We start from the raw sequence: 3,652 nt of genomic DNA, 5'->3' as shown, positions 1-3,652 counted from the left end.
CGCCCAGCGCCGCCGACGGGGCAGGTCGCCGCCCTGCGGCGCCTGCTGGCGGTGATCGCCAACCAGTTCCGGCGCCCGCGAACGACGCAGGCCGACGTCGTCGACGTCGCCCTCTCGCGAGCGGACGGGAAGTGGTGGGCGCTCGGGCTGGTCGACAGCGCCACAGTCGCGAGCGCCACCGGCACCGGCGCCTTCGTCGCGCGGCGGCATCGCGTGACCTCGGCGCGGCTGCTTCTGGACGCGGTCTGGCTTCGCGTCCGCCTGTGGCTGCGGTGGCCGGCTCTGGCGCGCTCATACCGTGCGGCGGCACCAGGGCTTGCCTCACCGGCCGCCTGGCGCGCGCTCTTCGCGGCGGCCGATATCGACGGCGCCGGTCATCGCGGGAGCGTGTAGACGCCCCGAGAACCGGCCGATTCGCGACACCGGTTGCGCCGTCCTATGCTTCAGGGAACCCGAGCAATGGAGCAAGGCGCATGGATCTGTCCCTCGACGAGAGGCGGGCCGGACCCGGCAGCGATGGCCGGCCGTTTTGGCTGAGCCCGGCCTCCTACTGGTTGCCTGCGCACCTCCCCGTCTCGGCGTGGCTGACCCACGGCCCGTTCGCCTCCTGGCTGATGGACGTCCTGCGGCCGCGGCGCATCGTGGAGCTGGGCACGCACTACGGCTACTCATGCTTCGTCTTCGCCGAGGCGATCAAGAGGCTGGGGCTCGACGCGTCGGTGGACGCAGTCGACAGCTGGGAGGGGGACGACCACGCCGGCCATTACGGCCCGGAGGTGTTCGACTACGTCCGATCCGTGGTGGAGTCCGATTACCCCGCGATCGTGCGGCTCGTGCGCGGATGGTTCAGCCAGGCTCGGCCGGTGTTCGAGGATGCGTCGGTGAATCTGCTGCATATCGACGGTCGGCACGGGTACGACGATGCGTCGGCCGACTACACGGACTGGAACTCGACCGTCCGCGCCGGCGGAGTGATCCTCTTCCACGACATCGCCGAACGCGACAGCGGCTTCGGCGTATGGCGGCTGTGGGAGGAGCTCGCCGAGCCGGGGCGCTCCTTCGCCTTCCACCACGGTCACGGACTGGGCGTGCTCGCCGTGGGGGAGATCGCCTGCGAGCCGTTGAGGGAACTGTTCTCCGCCGACGAGGACACCGCTGCGCGGATCCGCGCAGACTATGAGCGCCTCGGTGGTACCGTCTTGCGTCAAGCGTGGCTGGAGAGCCTTCCGGAGGATGCCGAGCGGGCATGGGCGGAGGTCCGGCGCCGTGCCGTGCACGAAGACGAGCTCGAGGCCGCGATCGCCGCGCTCCGGACGAGCACGAGCTGGCGCGTGACCGCTCCACTGCGCCGCGTGGGGAAGCTGCGCCCGCCTCGCCCGTGATGCCGCTGTCGGGGCGACGCTGGAAGGGTCAGTCGCGCTGCAGCCGTTCGCGACGCGTCAGCATCTTGCTCCGTACGAGCGACAGGCCGCCCTGCCTCCAGTAGTAGCGCAGGAGGGCGAGATCGCGCCGCGCTCCGCGTGGCATCGCGAGGATCCGCTCGAAGGGTGTGCCGCCGGCTATTGCAGATCTGCCGAGTACGAGTTCGCGGTCGGCCGCCGGTCGCGGGTCGGCGCAGAACTCGACGAGGGGGGCCAGTGCGCGCGACCACATGAATTCCTCGCGGACTTCGCGCAGATTGTGCGCGACGACCGCGCGGGCTCGCTCGTCGCAGACCATTTCCACGATCGCCGCCGCCAGGGCGGCTGCGTCGCGCGGCGGGACGACGCGGCCGATGCCGCGCTCGCGGATGAGCGTGGCGAAACTGTCGCCGTCCGTCGCGACGATCGGCAGCTCCGCCCACAGGTAGTCGAGGATGCGCGTGCGGAAGGCGAAGCGCGTCTCGGCGTGGATGAGGTGGGTGCTCACCCCGACGTCGGCATCCAGCAGGTAGTCCGCACGGCGCTCGTAGTCGACCCAGGTGTCGTTGAAGAAGACGGTGCGATCCACCAGCCCGAGCCGTTCGGCGGTCTCCACGGTGTCCGTAAGCGCCCGCATCTCGGGGATGTCGGGATTGAAGTGCCGGGCGCTGAGGAAGAACAGCTTGATCTCTGGGTGCTCCTGCGCGAGCAGTCCCATCGCTTCGACCAATGTCGCTGGATCGAACCAGTTGTAGATCCCGCCGCCCCAGATGAGGACCTTGTCATCGACGCCGATCCCGGGAACCGTCCCCTTGATGCCGTGGCGCTGCTGCACGGGCGGGTCCTCGGGGAGGCCGAACGGCACCAGCCGAAGCAGCGACTCGAAGGTCGGATCTGCGGAATACGTGGTTGGATTCAGACGCCCCATCGCAGACAGACCGCCGAGCCAAAGGCTGCGCTGCGCCTCGGAAGCGCAGAGGAAGCAATCGGCGCGGCTCAGCTGCTCGTTGAGCAGCGATACCGCCTTCGTCACCTCGTCCGCCCACTCGGCCGGGGGCGCGTACTTGTTCATCTCGAGCTGCTCGAGCTGGAACGGGTCGTAGAGGTCGGCGACGACGATCTTGCGGGTCTGGGCGATGCTGGGGAAGGTGCGGAAGGATGTGCCCTGCACGATGATGACGTCGGCCCATTCCTCGTGCTCGCGCATCCCGCGGTCGTCGGCCTCGCGGACATGGAAGGTTCGGAACCGATCGGACGTGCGCTCGATCCGGTTCCACGACACGATCCGCACGTCGCAGCCGGTCGACAGGGCTTCCGCCATGTGCCATACGCGGATGGCGGGCCCCGCCATCCGCTCACCGATGAGGTCGCCGGTGATGAGGAGGACGCGGCTTCGTGCACTCCCGGCCGCCGTCACGGTGCGACCCGATCGGAGTCGATCGCGTGGTGGTGTTCCTCGACGGCCGCATTTTCCGCAGGGCGGGCGGTCGGAGCGCTCGCGGAAGGCGCGTCGCGTCCCGGCGCGGCGCCGGGCGGTGTCGGGCGCCTGTCGTCTTCGGGGACGCGCGCCCAGGGAAGCAGGAGCACGAGCAATGTCAGGGCGGCTGTGAAGGCCAGTCCGCCCCCGAGCCACACCAGGAGGGGGGTGGGGGCCCACGCCCACCACCATTCCGCTCCGGCGCCGGGGTCCGCGCTGAACTGGTCGAGTCCCGTCGTGTACCGCTGGATGTTGGTGTGCAGTGCCGTCGTGTTCGCCATGGCGAGCGCGGCCACCGCCGCGATCGAGCGGAACCCGCTCCATGCCCGCGCGACGTCCAGACGCACAGATGCCACGCCGAGGGTGATGATCATCAGCGGCAAGAGATAGCGCGGCTGGACGAGCTCTCCCACGAGCATCCGCGACTGGGCGAGGAGTACGACGGGCACCAGCCACATCGCGGCCACGCCGAGCCCGATGGCAACTCCTCGCCGCACGGACGCGCGGCCGCCGCCGATGAAGAACGCGCCCCAGAACACGGCACCGGCAAGCACCGACACGAGCGCGGGCATCGGCGTGTCCAGCCAACCGAGTCCCCAGCCCCCGAGGGCACCCATCCAGAGACTGGGCGCCGACAGCAGGTTCGACACGTGCTGCGACCCCGACAGCGGCGGGCGCTCGCTCTCGATGCCGCCGACGATCGACGCCCCCTGCCAGGCGCTGAGATAGAACACCACGCTCAGCGCCACGATGACCCCCGCGACGATGAGCGGCG

Annotated in this window: 3 protein-coding genes and 1 pseudogene; 2 read left to right on the top strand and 2 right to left on the bottom strand. The window is 70.0% G+C overall.

Translation table 11 applies throughout. The annotated features are described in order from the left end of the window. Nucleotides 1-393, top strand: a pseudogene (locus EIO58_RS18915) (hypothetical protein); the annotation flags it as partial. An 80-nt stretch (nt 394-473) separates the two neighbouring features. Then, on the top strand, nt 474-1,382 hold the full coding sequence (locus EIO58_RS14435) for a class I SAM-dependent methyltransferase (protein WP_127820114.1): 909 nt from the start codon (nt 474-476) through the stop codon (nt 1,380-1,382). A 28-nt stretch (nt 1,383-1,410) separates the two neighbouring features. Here the strand turns inward: EIO58_RS14435 and EIO58_RS14430 are convergent, their stop codons facing one another. Next, nucleotides 1,411-2,817: a glycosyltransferase family 4 protein gene (locus EIO58_RS14430; protein ID WP_240658884.1), complete on the bottom strand. Its 1,407-nt coding sequence runs from the start codon at nt 2,815-2,817 to the stop codon at nt 1,411-1,413. Next, nucleotides 2,814-3,652, bottom strand: an 839-nt coding sequence (locus EIO58_RS14425; RefSeq protein WP_127820113.1) for a DUF2142 domain-containing protein, incomplete at its 5' end; no start/stop codon positions are given. The genes EIO58_RS14430 and EIO58_RS14425, both read right to left, overlap by 4 nt.

It is taken from the genome of Microbacterium sp. CPCC 204701 (assembly GCF_004010105.1).
Lineage (GTDB): Bacteria > Actinomycetota > Actinomycetes > Actinomycetales > Microbacteriaceae > Microbacterium.
Note: the sequence above shows the minus strand (reverse complement) of the source record. Positions and strands in the feature narration are given on the sequence as shown.

What these genes read in the sequence shown, in the direction of transcription:
- EIO58_RS14435 (WP_127820114.1), top strand. Translation starts at nt 474, where the DNA reads ATGGATCTGTCCCTCGACGAGAGGCGGGCCGGACCCGGCAGCGATGGC.